Here is a 20572-nt window from a genome sequence, read left to right as displayed (position 1 = left end):
CTGGAGGCTTTATGTCTGACGGCCCGTTTGACGTCTTCGCGCTGATCATTGCGATCATCGCCTTCATCATCGCGATCAAGGCTTCCAGCCAGGCGGCTGAACTGCGACGACGGCTAAGCTCGCTCGAAGAGATGTTCCGCGCGCAACGGCCCGTGCAGCCGCCGCTGATCCCCGCAGATGTGTGGGCTGACGCGCCCCCCACAACTTCCGCAGCGCCGCCGCCGCTTGTGCCCCAAGCCGAAGCCAGAGCCGAGGCGCCGCCCCCGCTCGTCACCGAAGATATTTCACCGCCTCCGCGCGAAGCGAGCACCGAGGCCGACGCGACGCCGCCGCTGCCCGCACCCGCGCCCGGGTTCGAGGAACGGCTCGGCACGCGCTGGGTAGTCTGGATCGGCGGCCTGGCGCTCGCGCTCGGCGGCTTCTTCATGGTGCGCTATTCGATCGAGGCTGGCCTCCTTGGCCCCGGCGTGCGCGTGTTCCTTGGCGGCGTGTTCGCGCTGGCGCTGCTGGGCGCCGGCGAATGGTCACGGCGCAAGGAGAGCATCTCCAACATCGCCGCGCTGCCGATCGCCAACATTCCCGCTATCCTCACCGCAGCCGGTACGGCGGTGGCATTTGCGACCATCTACGCGGCGTACGCGCTCTATGGCTTCCTCGTGCCCGCGACCGCCTTCGTGCTGCTCGGCCTCGTCGCGCTCGGCACGCTGGCTGCCGCGCTCCTGCACGGGCCCGCGCTCGCCGGCCTCGGCGTGGTCGGCGCCTTCGTGACGCCGATCCTCGTCTCCAGCGGCAAGCCGGACTATTGGGCCCTCTACATCTATCTCGCCGTCGTCACCGCCGCGAGCTTCGGCCTTGCCCGTATCCGGCTGTGGCGTTGGCTTGCGGTCACGACAATCGCCTTCGCCGTGCTCTGGATCTTTCCGGGGCTCGATACCGGCGACCTGCAGGTCGCGCCGCACGCTTTCCATGTGATCGCAGGATTCGTTCTTGCCGCTCTTCTCGTGGTCTGCGGCTTCATGTTCGGCCCGACGATCGAGGACGGTGAGATCGAGCCGGTCTCGTCGGGCTCACTCGGTGCCTATCTGTTCGGCGCGATGCTGATCGTGCTGTCGAGCGCCCATGCGGACCTGGCGCTGATGGCCTTCACGCTGCTGGTCGGCGCGACGCTGCTTGTCGCCTGGCGCGCGCCGGCGGCCACCGGCGCGCTCGGCGCAGCCGCCGCGACCGTCTTCGTCGTGTTCGCCGAATGGGCGGTGCGCGCCAATCCTGACATGCTCGTGCTGCCGGGCGGTCCCATGGCCGACATCGCACCGACGGCGATCGATAGCGCGGTGACGCTGCATCTGGTGATGGCGGCGATCTTCGCCGCCGGCTTCGGCATCGCGGGCTTCCTCGCGCAGGGACGTTCGAACTCGGCGATCATTCCGGTGGTGTGGTCGGTCGCGGGGGTCGCGACGCCGATCGCGATCCTGGTCGCGCTCTACGCACGCATCGCGCATCTCGATCGCTCGATCCCGTTCGCCATCCTCGCGGTGCTGCTCGCCGCCGCCTTCGGCGCGGCCACCGAAGCGCTTGCACGCCGCGAGACCCGGCCGGGCGCCATGATCTCCACGGCCTTGTTTGCGACCGGCACGCTCGGTGCACTGGCGCTGGCGCTGACGTTTGCGCTGGAGAAGGGCTGGCTCACGATCGCACTGGCGCTGATGTCGCTCGGCACCGCCTGGATCTCGATGCAGCGGCCGATCCCGTTCCTGCGCTGGCTCGCCGCGATCTTCGCCGGCCTCGTCACCGCTCGGATCGGCTATGATCCGCGCATCGTCGGCGACGCCGTCGGAACCACGCCGATCTTCAACTGGCTGTTGTGGGGTTACGGCCTGCCGGCGGCATCGTTCTGGGCGGCGAGCCTGTTCCTGCGCCGCCGCGCCGACGACGCCCCGCTGCGCATGCTCGAGAGCGCCGCGATCCTGTTCACCGCGCTGCTCGCCTTCATGGAGATCCGCCATTTTGCGACCGGCGGCAACATGACGTCAGCACCCTCTCTGCTCGAATTCGCCCTCCAGGTCTGCATCACGCTCGCCCTGGCGATCGGGCTGGAGCGCCTGCGACTGCGCAGCCGCAGCGTCGTGCACAATGTCGGCGCGGTCGTGCTCACGGTGATCGGCGGGCTCGTCGGCGTGTTCGGCCTCCTGCTCCTGGAGAACCCGCTGCTATGGCGCACCGACGTCGGTGGCGCCGTGTTCAACCTGCTGCTGCTCGGCTACGCGCTGCCGGCGGTGCTGATGCTGCTCTTGTCCTATGCCGTGGCCGGCGAACGCGGCAAGGCCTACGCCAACACGATTGCAGGCGGCGCGCTGCTGTTCGCGCTGACCTATGTCACGCTGGAGATCCGCCGCTTCTATCACGGCCCGATCCTCTCCTCCGGGGCGACGACGGGCGCCGAGCAATATACCTATTCGATCGGCTGGCTCGGCTTCGGCGTGGTGCTGCTCGGCGTCGGCATTCTCGTCAATTCGGAGCGGGCGCGGCTGGCATCGGCCGTCGTGATCGCGTTGACGATCCTGAAAGCATTCGTCATCGACATGTCGACGCTGACGGGCGTCTACCGCGCGCTATCGTTCATGTGCCTCGGCATCGTGCTGGTCGCGATCGGCTGGCTCTACCAGCGTATCCTGTTCCGGCGGCAGATCGCACCGCCGCCGGCTCCGCAGACGAGCACGTGAGCGTCAGGCCGCGCGAACCGATTCCAGGAACTGCGCGACCTCGACCTTGAGACGGGTGCTGTCGGTCGCCAGCGATTTCGCCGCCGACAATACCTCGGTCGAAGCCTCGCCGGTCTCGATCGCACCGCGCTGCACGTTGGTGATGTTCGACGAGACCTCCTGCGTGCCGACCGAGGCCTGCTGCACGTTACGCGAGATTTCCTGCGTGGCCGCGCCCTGCTCCTCGACGGCGGCGGCAATGGCCGCAGCCACCTCGGAGAGCCGCTCGATGGTGCCGCCGATCTCCTGGATGGCACTGACCGATTCCTGCGTCGCCGCCTGGATACCCGAGACCTGCGCCCCGATCTCACCGGTCGCTTTCGCGGTCTGCTCGGCCAGCGCCTTGACCTCGGAGGCGACGACCGCGAATCCGCGGCCCGCATCGCCGGCACGCGCGGCCTCGATGGTCGCGTTCAGCGCCAGCAGATTGGTCTGGCCCGCGATGGTGTTGATGAGCTCGACGACGTCGCCGATGCGGGACGCCGCGTGCGACAGCGCATTGACACGGTCGTTGGTCCGCGCCGCTTGCTCGACGGCCTCCGCCGCCATCCGCGCCGAATCCTGCACGCGGCGGCTGATCTCGGTGATGGAGGACGACAGCTCCTCCGAAGCGGATGCCACCGCCTGGACGTTGGTCGAGGCTTCCTCGGAGGCGGCTGCGACGACGGTCGCGAGTTCCTGTCCGCGCTGCGCGGTGTTGGTCAGCGTCGAGGCGGAGGCCTCGAGCTCGGTCGAGGCCGAGGAGACGGTCCCGACCACCTCGCCGATCATGGCTTCGAACTTGCGGGTGATGGCATCGACGCGGCGACCGCGTTCGATCTTGACTTCGGCGTCGCGCGCAGCGGCCTCGTCGGCGGCCTTCTTGGCGATCAGCGCCTCCTTGAAGATCTGCAGCGCATCTGCCATCGAACCGATTTCGGTCTTCTCGCCGCGATGCGGAACGTCGGCCGAGAGGTCGCCCTCGCCGAGCGACTGCATCGGGCGGATGATTGAGGCAATGCCGCGAGAAACGTCGCGCACGAGATAATAGGCGGCGCCGATCGCGATTACGACCGAGAGCACGATGATGCCGACCAGCACGCGGAAGATCATGGCGTAGCTGTCGGCGGCCTGCTTCGTCTCAAGCTCGGCACCGCGGTTGTTGAGCTCGATGCCCTTTTGGAGCAGGGGATCGGCGGCCTGGGCCATCTTCGCAACCTTGGTCTGCAGCAGCTCGTTGGCGTCGACCGGGAAACGGCCAACGCCCTTGCGCGACAGTGCCATCACGTCCTGCACGCCGTTCAGATACTCGGCCCACGCCGTGCTCCATTGCCCATAGAGCGAGCGCTCCTCGGCGGAAGTGATCAGCGGCTCGTAGACCTTGCGGGTCTGGTCGATGCGCGCGCGCAGCGAGGCCAAGCGCTTCTCGGCGGCGTCCTTGCCCTCAACGCTGTCCTGCATCAGATGCAGACGGAGCGCGACGCGCAGCTCGTTGATGTCGGCGCGAAGCGAGCCGAGCGCGCGCACGCTGGGCAGCCAACTCTCCGCGATCTCGACCGTATGGGAATTGATGTTCTGCATGGTGCCGATCGCCGTCACGCCAACGCCGGCGAGCGAAAGGACCAGGACCGACAACACGGCCAGAAGCTTGAAGACGATCGACAATTTCGACATCACGACAAATCCCGATGTTACCTGGCAACGCGCAAATTGTCCGCGCCGCAAACCGCCACGAAGATGGCGAGACGGAGGTCAGTTCAACAATGCTGGCTGGTTCTTGTCCCGTAAGATTGCACACATAGTCGCAAGCAGGCGTTAACAGGGCCCTACGTAAAATTACGGGACAGCGCTGACGGTCGTTATTTCTCCCGCAACCAACTGTGCAGCTGCACAGCCAACTGATGCTGCGACGCGACCTGTCCACTTGCGACGCAATGTGCGGAAGGCGACGGCTGTCACGCCGCCCGTACCGAATCCAGGAAGCGCGCGACCTCGCTCTTCAGCCGGTGGCTCTCCTGCGACAGCGATTGCGCAGCCGAATGCACCTGCGCCGAGGCCGCCCCGGTTTCGCCTGCGCCACGCTGGACATCGCCGATGTTCGCCGAGACTTCGGAGGTGCCATTCGCGGCGTGCTGGATGTTGCGGGAGATCTCTTGCGTGGCGGAACCCTGTTCCTCGACCGCGGCGGCGATGGTTGACGAGATCTCCGACATCCGCGCGATGGTGTCGCCGATCTCCTTGATCGCACCGGCGGAGTCTTCCGTCGCGGTCTGGATCGCGCCGATGTGCTGGCCGATCTCGCCCGTGGCCTTCGCAGTCTGCTCGGCGAGCGCCTTCACTTCGGAAGCGACCACGGCAAAGCCGCGGCCGGCCTCGCCGGCACGCGCCGCCTCGATCGTCGCGTTGAGCGCCAGCAGGTTGGTCTGGGCGGCGATGGTGTTGATCAGTTCGACCACGTCGCCGATGCGGGCGGCGGCCTTCGACAGTTCGGCGACGCGTGCATTGGTGCGCTGGGCCTGCCCGACCGCCACGTCGGCGACACGGGCCGATTCCTGCACCTGACGGCTGATCTCGGAGATCGAGGAGGTCATTTCCTCGCTCGCTGCAGACACCGACTGCACGTTCGCGGAGGCCTCTTCGGAGGCGGCCGCCACGACCGTGGCAAGCCCGTTGCCGCGCTCGGCAGCCTGCGTCAGCGTATTTGACGAGGCCTCCAGCTCGGTTGCCGCCGACGAAACAGTATCGATGATCTCGCCGACCGCGCCTTCGAAAGTATCGGCGAGCCGGTGCATGTCGGCCTTGCGCTGCTGGCGCCCGCGCGCCTCAGCTTCGACCTGCTCGGTGCGCAGCCGCTCGGCCTCCGCCATATTGGTCCTGAACACCTCGACGGCACCGGCCATCTCGCCGATCTCGTCTTTGCGCCCGATGCCCGGAACGGATATCGAAAGCTCGCCGCGCGCAAGCCGCGTCATCGCGCCGACCATGCCGGCAAGCGCCTTCGAGATCGAACGTCCCAGAAGGAAGCCCACCGCGGCGAGCACGACGACGGCAATGGCGAAGGCGACCATCATCCACATGCGCACGGCATCGCGGGTCGCAGCTTCCGCAACGTCGGCCTTCCTGTAGAGGTCTTCGACTGTGTTGCGCACCTCGATCATGCTCGGTTCCAACCCACGGAACGTTTTCATCATGCTGGCGTCGAGGGCCGCAGTTTGCTGCGCCGTCTCCACCCACGCCGTGAACTCGGATTGATATTTCTGCAGCTTGGCTGTGATGTCGTTCATCACTGCCGTAGGGATTGCGACGACCTCTATCGCCTTGGAGAATTCGACCGCGGCCTTCTTCATCTCGGCGATGTATTTTGGGTCGCGCCGCAGCATGAAGTCCTTCTCGTGCCGGCGCATCATCAGCATCCAGCTCGTGGACCTGGGATCGTCGATCTCCTTGAGCTTGGCCTCAATGTCGTGCACGGCGGCGCGGAGCGAGCCGGAGAGGCCCAGAGTCTCGTTTAGGCCGAGCCGGGTCTCCGCGGCCACCAATGCGCCGAAGTCCGACGCGTATCGCTTGAAGCCGTCCTGGGCCTGCTTCATCCGGTCGGACAGCGCGCCCAAGCCGCCGGCCGACATCAGCCGCTCCACCTCGTCGAAGTCGCGATTGATCGGCCCGATCAATTCGGCATGTGCCTTGGCGTAGCTCTCGTTGCGGCGCTGCTGAAAGTTCTTCTCGTTGCGGCGGGCCTCCAGCATCTCGATCGAGAGCTGTTTGTCGAGGTCAGCGATCGCACGAGCGCGGTTAGCAATCTCGCGGGAGGCGTCCTGGGAGAGACTGCCGATCTCGTAGATCGCGCCGAAGGCGACGAGACCCAACAATCCGAACAGTCCGATCGCCATGACCTTATGGGTGAGACGAATGGAAGGGCCACTCATGGAATGTGCTCCAATACGATTGATACGCAATACGAGGAGGGCGACTCGGCACCCGGAATATTACGGAGATCATGACCGCATCGGTTTTCCGGAAGGTTAACCGTGCGGCTCATCGCGCCGCGACATCCAACTGCGAACGCATGCGAACCACCGCGCGTCTTCGCGCGTCGGTTGTAGTCGATCGATGATTGGTGACGGCGACCGCGTCATGCTGCGCGCACGGTATCGAGGAAGTTGCCGACCTCGAGCTTGAGGCGGTTGCTGTCGCCAGAGAGCGACTGGGCCGCCGCCAGCACCTGCGACGACGCCGAGCCGGTCTCGTTCGCGCCGCGCTGCACATCGGTGATGTTGGCCGAGACCTGATGGGTGCCTTCCGCCGCCTGCTGCACGTTGCGGGAGATTTCCTGTGTCGCCGCGCCCTGCTCTTCCACGGCAGCCGCGATGGTAGAGGAAATCTCCGAGAGCTTCTCGATAGTGCCGCTGATGTCCTTGATTGCGCCGACCGAATGCTCGGTCGCGGTCTGGATGCTGGCGATCTGCTGCCCGATCTCGCCAGTGGCCTTCGCGGTCTGTTCGGCGAGTGCCTTGACCTCGGAGGCCACAACCGCAAAGCCGCGACCGGCTTCGCCGGCGCGCGCGGCCTCGATGGTCGCGTTGAGCGCCAGGAGATTGGTCTGACCCGCGATGGTGTTGATCAGCTCGACCACGTCGCCGATCCGCGTCGCCGCCCTGGACAATTCGCTGACGCGCTCAGTGGTGACACGCGCCTGGCCGACAGCTTCGTTGGCCACGCGGGCCGATTCCTGCACCTGCCTGCTGATCTCGGTGATAGAAGACGACAGCTCCTCGGTGGCCGACGCCACCGCTTGCACGTTGGTGGACGCCTCCTCGGAGGCCGCAGCAACCATGGTCGTGAGCTGCTGCCCACGCTCCGCGGTCGATGTGAGGGTCGACGCCGAGGCTTCGAGCTCGGTCGCTGCCGAGGAGACGGTGTCGACGATCTCCCCGATCGCGGCTTCGAAGCCGTCGGCCAGCTTCCGCATCTCCGCCTTGCGCTGCTCGGCTGCCCGGCTCTCGGCCGCAGCGTGATCGCCCCGCATGCGTTCGACTTCGAGCCCGTTTTGCTTGAAGACTTCAACGGTCCGCGCCATCTCGCCGACCTCGTCACCTCGGCAGGTGCCAGGCACGACCGTCGTGAAGTCGCCATTGGCGAGCCCACCCATCGCAACCGAAATGGCTGAAAGCGGCTTGAGGATCCGGCCAAAGGTGATCCAGAAACTGAGGCCAGCGAGCATCACCGAGGCGCAGAGCAACACGACCGTGAAAACAACATTACGAGTGCTGACCTCTGCCTGCATCGTGGCTTCGCGGTCAGCGGCCGCGCCAATGGCTTCACCGAGCTTCAGCACTGCATTGATGCCGGCGGTGGCCCGCGTGAAGTACTCGGGTCCCGTGATTCTGTAGTCCCCGCCTTCGCCACCGGCGAGCACAGTCACCCGCGTTTCACCGTAGGCACCAAAATAGGATTTCTCGACCTCCGTCATCGCCTCGCCGATCTGCAGGGCGAGGTCCGAACGCAGCCGCACCGGCAATACCGTGTCCCATGCGAGTTCGACCTTGGCCCGCAGCGCCGAAAGGCGCTCATAGCCCTCCATCCCGAGCTTCGCGCGCGCACCGACGACCCCAGCCAGCAGGGCCCGCTCCCTTCCGGCATTCTCGGCCATCTGAGCTGTCAGATGTCGCAAGCCGATGAGCTGGGCCAGCCTTGCCACGGGCGGGCTGGTGAGTGTTTCGAGCGTCAGCCGCAAGCGGTTGCTCGCGACGTCGATCACCTCCGTAATCGTTGGCGCGAAGCCATCTACGAGGTCAGGCTCGCGTTCAACGCGCGAGCGCGACATTCCCGCGTCGGCTTTCTCACGCAGGAGACGCAGCGCCTCGAATTTCGTCGCTGCGTCCGCAATCTGTCTTTGCCCCGCCGTCATTTCGGGAATCGCGCTGATATCGAGGACGGCTTGGCGAAAGGCCTCGTCGGCCGTCGCGCGCGCCTTTGCGATTTCCGCACGGCGCTCGGCACTGACGACATCAGGAGACTTCAGCACGGCGTTGGTCAGCCCGCGTTCAATCGCCCAATGTCCTGCGCTGCGCAGCAGCAGTTGGGCAACTGCATTGACCTTCAGGAATGCCTCGGACTCTCGCCTCTTGAGGACGGCCTCATAGGCGATGAATCCGGCCGAGGCCAACCCAAGCAAGACCAGGGCAGAGATGATGATCGGCAAGATCGTGCCGATCCGAACATGTCCGAGCCGACTCCACGCGCTGGCGGACTGAGTTCGGACCTGCTGATGATGAGCAGGGCTCAACATGGTACGTTTCCCCCAAAGGAAACACGCAGCCAAGTCCTTGCCGGCTGCATGGACGTTGATCGCCCTTGCCGGAGAATCTATTCCTTGGGGTTACTCATTCTGGTTAACGGGAGGGCTCGGAGAAATACTGAGATTTCAACCCAAACAGTTGAAATGGAAGAGATAATCTCGCCAGAAAGTTGTAAATTTCAGCTTGAGGTCGCCACTGTTTGCTTTTGCAGCCGACGTTCGCCGAAGTCATGCGCGAGACGTTCGCGGCGAAGATCAGGATGCAAAAACGCCCGCCTGAGGAGGCAGGGCGTCTTCCGAACTGTCTGGAACGAGGTTCTTAGGCGGCGCGCACGGTGTCGAGGAACTTGCCGACCTCGAGCTTGAGGCGGTTGCTGTCGCCGGACAATGACCGCGCGGCTGCCAGCACCTGCGACGATGCCGAGCCGGTTTCGCCTGCACCGCGCTGCACGTCGGTGATGTTGGACGAGACCTGATGGGTGCCTTCGGCCGCCTGCTGCACGTTGCGCGAGATCTCCTGCGTCGCCGCGCCCTGCTCCTCGACGGCCGCCGCGATCGTGGACGATATCTCGGACAGCTTTTCAATGGTGTTGCTGATGGCGCTGATGGCGGCGACGGAGTCCTGCGTCGCGGCCTGAATGCCGGAAATCTGCTGGCCGATCTCGCCGGTCGCCTTCGCGGTCTGCTCGGCAAGCGCCTTCACTTCGGAAGCCACCACCGCAAAACCGCGACCGGCCTCGCCGGCGCGTGCCGCCTCGATGGTGGCATTAAGCGCCAGCAGGTTGGTCTGGCCGGCGATGGTGTTGATCAGCTCGACCACGTCGCCAATGCGAGCCGCCGCCTTGGACAATTCTCCGACACGGTCGGTCGTGGTTCGGGCTTGGGTAACCGCCTCGCTCGCGACCCGCGCCGATTCCTGCACTTGGCGGCTAATCTCCGTAATTGAAGACGACAGCTCTTCCGTGGCCGACGCCACCGATTGCACGTTGGTCGACGCCTCCTCGGAGGCCGCAGCCACAACTATCGTCAGTTCCTGTGCCCGCTCCGCCGTCGAGGTCAACGTCGAGGCCGAAGCCTCGAGCTCCGTCGCGGCCGACGACACCGTATCGACGATCTCGCCGACGGCGCCTTCGAAACTATCAGCAAGCTTGCGCATATCGGCCTTGCGCTGCTCGGCCGCCACCTGGTCCTGCCGCATCTTGGCTTCCGCTTCCTGGCGCGCCTTCTGCTCCGACACGACCTTGAATTTCTCGACGGCCGCGGCGACACCGCCGACCTCGTCCTTGCGGCCGAGACCCGGCAGGACAACAGAGAAGTCACCACCAGCGAGCTTGTCCATGGCAACCGTGAGCGCGCGGATCGGCCGCGCGATGGTCAGGAAGGACATCAGCCACGAACCGATGAGGACGAGCACGGCGCACGCACCGACCACCATGCCGAGACGCTCGCTCACGGCCATCTCCTGGCTCGCGGCAGCGATTTCTTCATCGCTCTTGTGCTTGGCGAAATCGGCAATCTCGCTGGTCAAATTGTCCAGCTGTGTGGCAAGCGGCAGCGTCACCTCGCGGATCTGGCGCGCGCCTTCCTCGGAAATCTTGGCGGCGCGGACGGGGTCCGTGGCCGCAACCGCAATGGCCTCGCTGCGAACAGAGGCGTTCTGCTGCGCGCCCTTCAGGTAATCGGCCGACGTAGACTTGAGCTTCTCCATCCGCGCGCGGTTTTCCGGGGCGTGCGACAACCTGAGCATGGAATCGACAACGCCGTTCAGTGCTTTCGACCGCTCCAGCAGAAGCTCGCTCGCCTTTTGCAAGTCACCCTGATTGTTGGCGAGACGCATGTCCCGTACGGCGAGTTGCAAGCCGCGTATCCCAAGCTTGGCTTCGGTAGCCTCGCGCACCAATTCCTGCTGCGCAAGCGCGGCCTGGTTGGAATGCCGCACGTTGTTGTTGCCGATGACCTGGCTCGCGATCATGGCGCCGACGAGAACAACGCCGAACGCCGAAGCGAGCGCGAGCTTGGTACCGATTTGCAGATTCTGGATGAGTCTCGACATGAGGGCGTTTCCCGGGTTGCGCGGCCAAGTCATTGTCGGCCGCCCTCGGCGTTGATCGCCCTTGCCTAAAAACTGAGCTTCAGGTGTGGTGATCTGGTTAACGATCGCCCCCGGACAAATACCGGACTTACCGGAAAATCCCTTGAAAACAGCACGGTCCGCGCGCTTAACAGGTTAACCACACGCGGCGGTAGGATGCCCGATTTCTAGCCCGTGCGACCAAGGGCCTTTTGGCTCTCGCCAATCAAGCTGATCCGGAACACCGGCTCCTTGTTCTCGTCGAGCAGCTCCATGCGCCATTCGGCGTCCTGTTTCAGGCCGCGCGAGATGCCGCCGAGCAAATTGGCACAGACTTCGGTCATCTCGGTCCAGGCCGCGGCGCGGTCCTCGAACTCATATGGCTGGTCGGCAGCACCGGAATAGCGGCCCGTGCTGATACGGAAGAAGTACAGCGACATCGTTGAACCCTTTTATCGGGCCGCGCCCCCGGCCGTACGCAAACTGGGCGCGAACAGCTACCAACGCATGAAAGCCGCCGTCCGTATGACTACGGCGCGGCGGCTTCGTGTTTGATGGCAGCTCTCAACGAGCAAGTGCGCGGACGCGCGCAGCCAACTCACTGGGTCGAGCGGCGCAGCTCCAGCGGGGCGTCGTCCCTGGCGGGCTCCGATTTAACTTGCGGCTTCACCGGCTCGAGCCGGCTACTCTCGACGCGCGGGGTCTCGACACGCGCGGCGACTTCGGTGTTGGGCGTGCCGACCGAACCCGTGTGTTCCGAGGTGCGCAGCGAGCGCGGCCGCGCGACGGCCCGCGCCATCAGCATCTGGTTGCCGCCCTGGTGATGGAAGTCGCAATAGGCGAAGCCCATCCCCGATACCGAGCCGCGGAAACTGCGATCGTCGGTCTTTTCAAGGTTGAAACAGGGCTCGAACGGAATGCCCTTGATCGAGGCGCAGACGTTCTGGCCGCGGATCTGCAGCGTGTTGCCGGGCAGGCGGAGATGTTTCACCGGACCTGCACCCGAGAACTGCACGGCGCCGGCGGCGCCGAGGTCGTCCATGATGCGGCCCGCGCCCCGGGTGCCGTCAAAGCAGGTGAAAGCAAACACCTTCCCGGCGACGAAGCGGCGCGCCTCATCGGCGTTCATGCTTCCAGCAATGGCCGGCGTAAGCGTCGCTACCGCCGTGACCGCCCCCAACACAATACGCGCAAGCATGCTCAACTCCGAACCAACCCCGCAGCGGGCTATGCCTTATCTCTTTACCTGCTGCTTACCATACTAACCATGGCGACATTGAAGCAGCATGGTTGGTAAAGTCTGAACGCCGTTAGACAATTTTTACAACGGTGCGACCGCGGACCTGGCCGGCGAGGATTTTCGCGCCCCACTCCGGAACTTCAGAAAGCGGAATTTCGTGAGTAATTTCAGCTAGTTTTGACCGGTCCAGATCGGACGCCAGGCGTTGCCAGGCAGCTTTCCGCGGCTCGATCGGGCACATCACGGAATCGATGCCGAGAAGGCACACCCCGCGCAAAATGAAGGGTGCGACGGAAGACGGCAGGTCCATGCCGGCAGCCAAGCCGCAGGCCGCGATCGCGCCGCCGTACTTCGTCATCGACAGCAGGTTTGCGAGCGTGGTCGAGCCGACGCTGTCGACGCCACCCGCCCAGCGCTCCTTGGCGATGGGCTTGGCGGCCGCCGACAATTCGTTGCGGTCGATCACCTCAGCCGCGCCGATCTCTTTCAGATAGTCCGCTTCGGACGCACGTCCGGTGGAGGCGATGACGTGATAGCCGAGCTTCGAGAGCACGGCGGTCGCAACCGAGCCGACGCCGCCTGCAGCCCCCGTCACCACGACCGGACCGCTGTTCGGCGACACTCCGTGCTTCTCCAGCGCCAGCACGGACAGCATCGCGGTGAAGCCGGCAGTGCCGATCGCCATGGCGTCGCGCGCCGATAGGCCCTGCGGAAGAGCGACCAGCCAGTCGCCTTTCACCCGCGCCTTCTCGGCATAGGCGCCAAGATGGGTCTCGCCCATGCCCCAGCCGGTGCAGACAACCTTATCGCCCGCCTTCCATTGCGGATGCGAGGACTGCTCGACGGTGCCGGCGAAGTCGATGCCGGCAATCATCGGGAAGCGGCGCACCACCGGCGCCTTGCCGGTGAGCGCAAGGCCGTCCTTGTAGTTCAACGTCGACCATTCCACGCGGACGGTGACGTCGCCCTCCATCAGTTCGGCTTCGTCGAACTGCGTGAGCTGCGCGGTGGTGCCCTTGTCCGCCTTGTCGATCCGGATCGCCTTGAACGTCGCCACAGCAAAACTCCCTGACTTGTTTCAGGGGATGTTTAGCCGATCAGGCAGGCTGCGCAACCGTCCGCTGGACCGGTTTCTCCACGATCGGAAGATTGATCAGCGCCGAGAGCACGCCGAACAGGATCGAGAGCCACCAGATCGGCGTGTAGGAACCGAACCGCTCGAACACGATGCCGCCGAGCCAGACGCCGAGGAAGCCGCCGACCTGATGGCTGACGAAGGCGAAGCCATAGAGCGTGGCGAACCAGCGCGTGCCGAACATGATCGCGACCAGTGCCGAGGTCGGTGGCACGGTCGACAGCCAGGTCAGGCCGGAGACCGCGCCGAACGCAATCGCCGAGAACGGCGTGATCGGAAACGAGATGAAGGCAAGCGTCGCAAGCGCGCGGGTGAAATAGATGGTCGAGAGGATGTAGCGCTTGGGCAGGCTGTTCTGGAGATAGCCGACGCTGAGCGATCCCATGATGTTGAACAGGCCGATCGCCGCGATCACCCAGCCGCCGATCTGCGTGGAGATGCCGCTATCGACCAGGAAGGCCGGCAGATGCACCGTGATGAAGGCAAGCTGGAAGCCGCAGGTGAAGAAGCCGAGGACAAGCAGCACGTAGGAGCGATGGCCGAAGGCTTCCGCGAGCGCTTTGGTGAAGGTCTGCTGGTCCGCAGGCGCCGCATTTGCCGCGCTTGCGACCGGCGGCGTCGAGAGCGCCAGCGACAACGGGATGATCAGCAGCATCAGGAAGCCGAACACGGTGAGCGCCTGCTGCCAGCCGAAATTGTCGATTAGGGCCACACCGATCGGCGCGAACAGGAATTGCCCGAACGATCCCGCCGCAGTGCCGGCGCCGAGCGCAAGGCCGCGCTTCTCGGCCGGCAAGAGCTTGGTGAAGGCCGAGAGCACCAGATTGAACGAGCAGCCGGCGAGACCGAAGCCGACCATGACACCAGCGCCGATGTTGAGCGACAGCGGCGTCGATGAGTAGCGCATCAGGAGCAAGCCCCCGGCATAGAGCAGAGCGCCGACGCACATCACCCGGAACAGGCCGAAGCGATCGGCGACCGCGCCGGCGACGGGCTGGCCCAGTCCCCACAGCAAATTCTGAAACGCGATCGCGAGGCCGAACACGTCGCGGCCCCAGGCATATTCATGGCTCATCGGCTGTACGAAGAAGCCCAGCGCCGAGCGCGGGCCGAACCCGAGCATCCCGATCGCGCAGCCGCAGAGAATGATGATCGCCGGCGTGCGCCAGGAGGAGGAACGGGAGACCGAACCGAGCTCACCCATCTGTATCGACATGCTGTTCCTCGTGCGTGGTCGCGGATTCGCAAATGGCGGCCGCGAGCCAGCTCGTTTAATGCATCTGCATGGAAACCCCAAGTCAAAAACGATTGCATTCCGCGAAGAGCTGGCGCGGGAGCATTGCATTTCCTCGCGGCCTCAGCCGACGCGCCGGGCGCGACTTAACGGAAACGTGTGCGGCAAGATCTGGCGGCTCCCAACACGACGTGTTATTTTATATTTGCTCATATCGAGCATATCGAATGATCCCCCGGCCTGTCGGCCGGATTTCTCAGGCTTTATATATGCTCAAAATGAGTACAAATGACATGCACGGGAGGCTTGGATGCCGCTAACTGGAATTTACGGCCCCGACGACTTTGCCAACCGGCCGCAGGGCCACGTCATCACCCCGGCACAGGCCAAGCAGTCGCGAACCGAACCTTCGCTGCCGATGCCTTCACTGGAATGGACGCCGGAGGTCGAGCGAGCCACCGCACCGCTTTACGAGCGCGTGAAACGTGTCATCCCGCCGATCGAATGGCCGCTGATGGCCCCGACGATCAAGGCGATCAACGAGCTGAAGCAGGCCCGGGGCGCGGTGATCCTCGCGCACAATTACCAGACGCCGGAGATCTTCCACTGCGTCGCCGACATCGGCGGTGATTCGCTCCAGCTCGCGGTCGAAGCCACCAGGGTGAAGGCCGGCATCATCGTCCAGTGCGGCGTGCACTTCATGGCGGAGACGTCGAAACTGCTCAATCCGGACAAGACGGTGCTTATTCCTGATACGCGCGCCGGCTGCTCGCTCGCTGCCAGCATCACCGGCGCCGACGTCCGCCTGCTCCGCGAAAAATTCCCCGGCGTGCCTGTCGTTGCCTATGTCAACACCTCCGCGGAGGTGAAGGCCGAGGTCGATATCTGCTGCACCTCGTCGAACGCGGTGCAGGTGGTCGAAAGCCTCGGCGCACCAACCGTGATCTTCCTGCCCGACCGCTATCTCGCCACTTACGTGGCCTCGAAGACCGACGTGAAGATCATTGCCTGGAAGGGCGCCTGCGAGGTGCACGAGCGTTTCACTGGCGCCGAGCTGCGCAGCTACCGCGAGGCCGATCCCTCCGTGCAGATCATCGCTCATCCCGAATGCCCGCCGGACGTGCTGGCCGAGGCCGATTTCACGGGCTCGACCGCGCACATGATCAACTGGGTGCGCGAGCGGCGGCCGCGGCGGCTGGTGATGATCACGGAATGCTCGATGGCCGACAATGTCCGCGCCGAGCTGCCCGATGTGGAGATGCTGCGCCCCTGCAACATCTGCCCGCACATGAAGCGCATCACGCTCGCCAACATTCTGGAGAGCCTGCTGACGCTTCGCGAAGAAGTGACGATCGATCCCGCGCTCGCGGACCGCGCAAGGCGCTCGGTCGAGCGGATGATCAATTTGAAGAACTGAGATAAAGCCATGACAAACAACATCAACACCCTCCCCCGCTCCGACGACGTCGTCATCGTCGGCGGCGGCCTTGCCGGATTGTTCTGCGCGCTCAAGCTCGCGCCGCGGCCGGTAATATTGATCTCGGCGGCGCCGCTCGGACAGGGCGCGTCGTCCGCATGGGCGCAAGGCGGCATCGCCGCGGCAATGGCTGAAGGGGATACGCCGGAAGCGCACGCCGCGGACACGGTTGCAGTTGGCTGCGGCATCGTCGACGAAGCTGTCGCACTCGGGATCGCGCGCGAGGCCGCACCGCGGATTCACGACCTTCTCGCCTATGGCGTGCCGTTCGACCGCGATCTCGAAGGCAGGCTCGCAGTCGGGCGCGAGGCCGCACACTCGGCGCGGCGTATCGTACATGTGCGTGGCGATGGCGCGGGCGCCGCCATCATCGCGGCGCTGAGCGAAGCCGTGCGGCGCACGCCGTCGATCCGGCTGATCGAAGGTTTCGTCGCCGAAGCGCTGTTGACCGAGGACGGCGCGGTCGCCGGCCTACGATTGCGCGAAGCTGGCGACGCGGCAGCACAGCCGATCCTGCTCGCCGCGCGGATGGTGGTGCTCGCGACGGGCGGCATCGGCCATCTCTATGCCGTCACCACCAATCCGCGCGAGGCCAGCGGATCCGGCCTTGCGATCGCCGCACGCGCCGGCGCGGTGATTGCAGATCCCGAGTTCGTGCAATTTCACCCGACCGCCATCATGGTCGGTCGCGATCCCGCGCCGCTCGCCACCGAAGCGCTGCGCGGTGAAGGCGCGACGCTGATCAACGGCCGTGGCGAGCATTTCATGGCGGCGCGCCATCCGCTCGCCGAGCTCGCTCCGCGCGACATCGTGGCCCGCGGCGTGTTCGCGGAGATCTCGGCCGGGCGCGGCGCCTTTCTCGATGCGCGGCAAGCGCTGGGCGCACGTTTTGGCGACAGATTCCCGACGGTTCATGCAAGCTGCATGGCCGCTGGCATCGATCCCGCCACGCAGGCCATCCCGATCGCACCGGCGGCGCACTACCACATGGGCGGCATCGCGGTCGACCATCGCGGCCGCAGCTCGATCGACGGGCTGTGGGCCGGCGGCGAGGTGTCGTCCACCGGCGCGCATGGCGCGAACCGGCTTGCGTCGAATTCGCTGCTCGAGGCCGTGGTCTACGCCGCACGCATCGCCGATGACATCGCCGGCCGCACCAGCCCCTCGCCCGCCCGCCTTGCGGACGCGGCGACGCCGCGCGGCGGCGCACCGGATGCTGCGGCCGTGAAGCGGCTGCGGATGCTGATGAGCGCGCATGTCGGCGTGATCCGCGACGGTTACGGGCTTGCGGACGCGGTTCGCAGCTTCGCCGCGCTGGAACGAGAGGCCACGAGCATCGCGGTCCGCAACATGGCAACGGCAGCCCTGCTCGTGGCGGCGTCGGCCTGGAACCGGCGCGAGAGCCGCGGCGCGCATTTCCGCTCCGACCATGCCGCGGACGTACCCGCCCTCGCGCAGCGCACGATGACGACGCTCGCAGCAGTACGCGAGGTCGCGGACAGCCTGAGCGAACGCCCGACACCGCGCACCGCACAACCCATGATCGCCTGACGGAGTCTGCCATGATCACCCCGACCTCTCTGCTCTATCCCGACGCCTTTCTCTCCCCGCTCGCGATCGACGAGGCCGTGCTCCGCGCGCTCGATGAGGATCTCGGCCGCGCCGGCGACATTACCTCGCTTGCGACGATCCCCGAGGCAACGAAGGCGCAAGCGATCCTGGTCGCACGGCAGTCCGGCGTGATCGCCGGCTTGCCGCTGGCGCTCGCCACCTTGCAAAAGCTTTCGCCCGACATCGAGGTACGCGCACATGTTCGCGACGCCGCGCGCGTCGCCCGCGGGCAGCAGGTGCTGACGATCTCGGGGCCGGCACGCGCCATCCTCACGGCGGAGCGGACCGCGCTGAATTTCGTCGGCCGGCTGTCGGGCGTCGCGACGCTCACGGCGGACTACGTTGCGCGCGCCGAGGGCACCCGGATGAGAATCTGCTGCACGCGAAAGACCACGCCCGGGCTGCGCGCCTTGGAGAAATACGCGGTACGCTGCGGCGGCGGCTTCAATCACCGCTTCGGGCTCGACGACGCGATCCTGATCAAGGACAACCACATCGCGGTCGCCGGCGGCATCCGTCCCGTGCTGGAGCGCGCCCGCGCCCAGGCCGGCCATCTCGTCAAGATCGAGATCGAGGTCGACACGCTTCCGCAGTTGCGCGAGGTGCTCGACACCGGCCTTGCCGACGCCGTGCTGCTCGACAACATGGATATTGCGACGCTGCGCGAAGCCGTCAGGCTCAACGAGGGACGCCTCAAGCTGGAGGCATCCGGCGGTGTCACCCTGGACTCGATCCCAGCCATCGCTGCGACCGGCGTCGACTACGCCTCATCCGGCGCGCTGACGCATTCGGCGCCAAATTTCGACTGCGCGCTGGATATCGAGGCGTGAGGCGCTACCGCCGCTCGGTCGCGCCCATCTCGGCGGAGCTCTTGGCTTGCTGAGTGAGCTCGGCGGAGAGCGCGGCGGTCTGCGCCGGGGTGCCCCAGCTCGGCTCTTCGCTGCCATCGCCCCAGGCGCGTGGGCGATAGAAGGTGTGGACGCCGGTCTTGTACATCTTCTTCATCTCGGCGACCCAGGACGGGCGCACCCAATAGGCGTGGTAGTGCGTGGACTTGCCGACCTCGGGCAGCCAGATCTGGCCGTCGAGCATGGCCTTCGAGATCTTTTTCGCACGGTCCCACATCTCGGGCTCGCGGATCACGTCGGCATTGTTGTCGCAGGCAAAGGTGAACTGGCAAGCGAGATGGCGGTGCTTGTTCTGATAGACGGCGCCGCACACAGTGTCCGGGTATTTGCCGGAGAACACGCGGTTCATCACCACCTGCGCAACCGCCATCTGACCGCGCACGGCCTCGCCGCGGGACTCGAAATAGACGGCCTCCGCGAGGCATTTTTCGGACTTCGCGCGCGACTTGTCGTCGAGCGCGAGCCGTTCCGCCGGCGATCTGGCGCGCTGATTGTCGACGTTGACCTCACCCTTCGGCGCGACGCTCTCGCCGCTTTCGATATCCTTCGCAATATCCTCCGACGGCGGCGATAGCGACGCCGTCACCTTCATGTCGGGGTCGGGCATCACGATCAGCGGCTCCGCACCGGGTTGCCAGCTCTCGATGCTCTCGACGTTGCCTCCGAGCGAGGAGCTGCCGAAGAACAGGCTCGAGGTCTTGACCCGGAACGGATCGCGCGGCGGTGCAGCCGGAATGGTGGCCTGCTTCAGCGCTTCGAGCGGCTGGAGCGCGAGCGAGCGCGCAGCGTCGCTGGCTTGTGGCGCATTGGTGTATTGCGGCAGCGGCGGCGCACGCAGCGCCTCCGCGAGTTCGGGATCCAGCGCGGCCGCGGATTCCGGCGACATCGCCTGCGGCAGCGCGACGGTCTTGGCGCCGAACACCGAGCTGTTCGACGTCGCGGGATCCTCCTGCGTCGGCGCTGCCGTCGGCGCGCCCGCTTCGGGAGCCTGCGTCGGTGTGACCGTTGCGAGGCGGTCACCCTTCATGGAGCGATCGACCTTGGGAAAATCGGCGGCCTGGTAGCGGGGCGGCGCCTGCAGCGCCGGATTGCGGCTGATCGCGCCGGTGACGTCGAGGCTCGCGAGACGAACCATCGCGCTCTGCGGAGCCGAAGTGCCGATCGGCCGGGAAAAACTGTAAGTGGCCAGTTGTATGGAGGACGCAGCAGAGAATACCTGCTTCTGCCAACGCTCCGCGACGCCGGGTTGGCGCGCCAGCAGCGAGGCAATGTCCTGATAGCCGGTCTCTCTCGGCATCAATGCGAAGATGCAGAGACCGATGCCGAAGGACGCGAACCGCGCGCCCTTCGGATGGGTACGCAACAAAAACATCGATACGCTCACGCTACGCTTACGCTAGAAAAATCGAGCCGCAGTACATCCGTGCAATTCGATCTTTATCGTGAGTATCTAATTTAGGTTGCTGGGGCGTTAATCGGCGTTGCGCATGCGGCACACGCAAGCAATCGCAGGTGTTTTCACGGGGCGATGATGCGCCTTGGTAAATGCGCCCTCGCGCGAAGGGGTAAACAACTGGTCAACGCGAATGGTGAAGGAACTCTTGCGCGCACGTGTCTTTACGGGACGCGCGCGGTTCCATCGCCACTTCGACCACAGCCGCCGTGCCCCGCGAAGGCGGGGCATCCAGTACGCCGCGGCTCCTTCCCTATCACGTCACCGCCTCTGGAATACTGGATCGGGGGGCGGGGGGGGGGGGGGGGGGGTTTTTTTTGGGGGGGGGAGGCGCCAAAAAAAAAAAAGCGAGGGTTTTGGGCGCCCCCGTTGGGGGGGAAAAAAAAAAAAACACCAGGAAATCGAAA

The 20572-nt window shown here is 65.4% G+C and carries 13 protein-coding genes; 4 read left to right on the top strand and 9 right to left on the bottom strand.

The window, feature by feature from the left end; genetic code table 11:
- Window positions 1–11 precede the first annotated feature (11 nt).
- Window positions 12–2720: a DUF2339 domain-containing protein gene (locus AC0L23_RS17645; RefSeq protein ID WP_085361346.1), complete on the top strand. Its 2709-nt coding sequence runs from the start codon at window positions 12–14 to the stop codon at window positions 2718–2720.
- 3 nt (window positions 2721–2723) lie between these two features.
- Here the strand turns inward: AC0L23_RS17645 and AC0L23_RS17640 are convergent, their stop codons facing one another.
- The 8 genes from AC0L23_RS17640 to AC0L23_RS17605 form a co-directional block, all read right to left on the bottom strand.
- On the bottom strand, window positions 2724–4412 hold the full coding sequence (locus AC0L23_RS17640) for a methyl-accepting chemotaxis protein (protein WP_085384908.1): 1689 nt from the start codon (window positions 4410–4412) through the stop codon (window positions 2724–2726).
- A gap of 281 nt (window positions 4413–4693) precedes the next feature.
- Window positions 4694–6664: a methyl-accepting chemotaxis protein gene (locus AC0L23_RS17635; RefSeq protein WP_473357171.1), complete on the bottom strand. Its 1971-nt coding sequence runs from the start codon at window positions 6662–6664 to the stop codon at window positions 4694–4696.
- Between the two features lie 206 nt (window positions 6665–6870).
- The gene (locus AC0L23_RS17630) at window positions 6871–9027 is read right to left on the bottom strand and encodes a methyl-accepting chemotaxis protein (protein ID WP_231188785.1); all 2157 of its coding nucleotides are present in this window, start codon (window positions 9025–9027) and stop codon (window positions 6871–6873) included.
- A gap of 328 nt (window positions 9028–9355) precedes the next feature.
- Complete coding sequence (locus AC0L23_RS17625) at window positions 9356–11089, bottom strand: methyl-accepting chemotaxis protein (RefSeq protein WP_240543332.1); 1734 nt, start codon at window positions 11087–11089, stop codon at window positions 9356–9358.
- 206 nt (window positions 11090–11295) lie between these two features.
- On the bottom strand, window positions 11296–11547 hold the full coding sequence (locus AC0L23_RS17620) for a DUF6894 family protein (protein WP_007594936.1): 252 nt from the start codon (window positions 11545–11547) through the stop codon (window positions 11296–11298).
- Between the two features lie 158 nt (window positions 11548–11705).
- Complete coding sequence (locus AC0L23_RS17615; protein WP_026233672.1) at window positions 11706–12305, bottom strand: hypothetical protein; 600 nt, start codon at window positions 12303–12305, stop codon at window positions 11706–11708.
- 112 nt (window positions 12306–12417) lie between these two features.
- The gene (acuI, locus tag AC0L23_RS17610; RefSeq protein ID WP_085352604.1) at window positions 12418–13404 is read right to left on the bottom strand and encodes an acrylyl-CoA reductase (NADPH); all 987 of its coding nucleotides are present in this window, start codon (window positions 13402–13404) and stop codon (window positions 12418–12420) included.
- A 40-nt stretch (window positions 13405–13444) separates the two neighbouring features.
- Window positions 13445–14698 carry an MFS transporter gene (locus AC0L23_RS17605; RefSeq protein ID WP_085352605.1) on the bottom strand — a complete coding sequence of 418 codons (1254 nt, stop codon included), beginning with the start codon at window positions 14696–14698 and terminating at the stop codon, window positions 13445–13447.
- Between the two features lie 328 nt (window positions 14699–15026).
- Here AC0L23_RS17605 and nadA point away from each other — a divergent pair, with 328 nt between their 5' ends.
- Genes nadA through nadC form a run of 3 tightly spaced genes read left to right on the top strand, consistent with a single transcriptional unit; the run spans window position 15027 to window position 18634 of the window.
- Complete coding sequence (gene nadA / locus AC0L23_RS17600) at window positions 15027–16133, top strand: quinolinate synthase NadA (protein ID WP_085352606.1); 1107 nt, start codon at window positions 15027–15029, stop codon at window positions 16131–16133.
- 9 nt (window positions 16134–16142) lie between these two features.
- Entirely contained in the window at window positions 16143–17744 is a 1602-nt protein-coding gene (locus AC0L23_RS17595; protein ID WP_085352607.1) for an L-aspartate oxidase, read from the top strand.
- 11 nt (window positions 17745–17755) lie between these two features.
- On the top strand, window positions 17756–18634 hold the full coding sequence (gene nadC, locus AC0L23_RS17590) for a carboxylating nicotinate-nucleotide diphosphorylase (protein WP_085352608.1): 879 nt from the start codon (window positions 17756–17758) through the stop codon (window positions 18632–18634).
- Window positions 18635–18638: 4 nt separating this feature from the next.
- Here the strand turns inward: nadC and AC0L23_RS17585 are convergent, their stop codons facing one another.
- Complete coding sequence (locus AC0L23_RS17585) at window positions 18639–20084, bottom strand: cell wall hydrolase (RefSeq protein WP_085384909.1); 1446 nt, start codon at window positions 20082–20084, stop codon at window positions 18639–18641.
- Between the last annotated feature and the right edge of the window lie 488 nt (window positions 20085–20572).

It is taken from the genome of Bradyrhizobium sp. MI1.4 (assembly GCF_055811315.1).
The sequence above is the reverse complement of the archived record's forward strand: the minus strand, read 5'-3'. Positions and strand labels throughout refer to the sequence as shown.

Bases quoted from the DNA above. Each gene is read 5' to 3' on its own strand.
- nadC (WP_085352608.1), top strand. From the start codon at position 17,756: ATGATCACCCCGACCTCTCTGCTCTATCCCGACGCCTTTCTCTCCCCG.
- AC0L23_RS17625 (WP_240543332.1), bottom strand. From the start codon at position 11,089: ATGTCGAGACTCATCCAGAATCTGCAAATCGGTACCAAGCTCGCGCTC.
- AC0L23_RS17640 (WP_085384908.1), bottom strand. From the start codon at position 4,412: ATGTCGAAATTGTCGATCGTCTTCAAGCTTCTGGCCGTGTTGTCGGTC.
- AC0L23_RS17615 (WP_026233672.1), bottom strand. From the start codon at position 12,305: ATGCTTGCGCGTATTGTGTTGGGGGCGGTCACGGCGGTAGCGACGCTT.
- AC0L23_RS17605 (WP_085352605.1), bottom strand. From the start codon at position 14,698: ATGTCGATACAGATGGGTGAGCTCGGTTCGGTCTCCCGTTCCTCCTCC.
- AC0L23_RS17595 (WP_085352607.1), top strand. From the start codon at position 16,143: ATGACAAACAACATCAACACCCTCCCCCGCTCCGACGACGTCGTCATC.
- AC0L23_RS17620 (WP_007594936.1), bottom strand. From the start codon at position 11,547: ATGTCGCTGTACTTCTTCCGTATCAGCACGGGCCGCTATTCCGGTGCT.
- AC0L23_RS17630 (WP_231188785.1), bottom strand. From the start codon at position 9,027: ATGTTGAGCCCTGCTCATCATCAGCAGGTCCGAACTCAGTCCGCCAGC.
- AC0L23_RS17585 (WP_085384909.1), bottom strand. From the start codon at position 20,084: ATGTTTTTGTTGCGTACCCATCCGAAGGGCGCGCGGTTCGCGTCCTTC.
- nadA (WP_085352606.1), top strand. From the start codon at position 15,027: ATGCCGCTAACTGGAATTTACGGCCCCGACGACTTTGCCAACCGGCCG.
- AC0L23_RS17635 (WP_473357171.1), bottom strand. From the start codon at position 6,664: ATGAGTGGCCCTTCCATTCGTCTCACCCATAAGGTCATGGCGATCGGA.
- AC0L23_RS17645 (WP_085361346.1), top strand. From the start codon at position 12: ATGTCTGACGGCCCGTTTGACGTCTTCGCGCTGATCATTGCGATCATC.